The organism is Achromobacter sp. SIMBA_011 (assembly GCF_046535435.1).
Lineage (GTDB): Bacteria > Pseudomonadota > Gammaproteobacteria > Burkholderiales > Burkholderiaceae_B > Achromobacter > Achromobacter dolens.
Genome location: NZ_JAWRWN010000600.1, coordinates 1 through 265, shown reverse-complemented (window position 1 = coordinate 265; position 265 = coordinate 1). Strand labels below are relative to the sequence as shown.

General features: G+C 51.7%; 1 pseudogene. It reads right to left on the bottom strand.

What is annotated here, in order from left to right:
- Positions 1 to 68: 68 nt before the first annotated feature.
- Positions 69 to 265, bottom strand: a pseudogene (locus SB816_RS32330) (hypothetical protein); the annotation flags it as partial.

Sequence of the window (265 nt, the reverse complement as noted above, 5' to 3'; positions counted from 1 at the left end):
ATGCTGCACGACGGTACCATTTACCAACCAAAGCCAGCCCCTTTCGCTTGACGAAGCACATCGCCCCATCATTCACGGGAAGTTTGCGTGAACGACGAACTGGGATTCAAACCTGAACGTACCCAGATCAGCAGCGCGATTATCCCCATTAGCGGGATGATCAATAGACTACCCTCAGGGCCGGCACCACCTCCGGTTAGCAACATATTTCCCAATGGTTCCGAGGTGAATACTGCATGTTCGATAAGCCTCCCACTATCTGAAT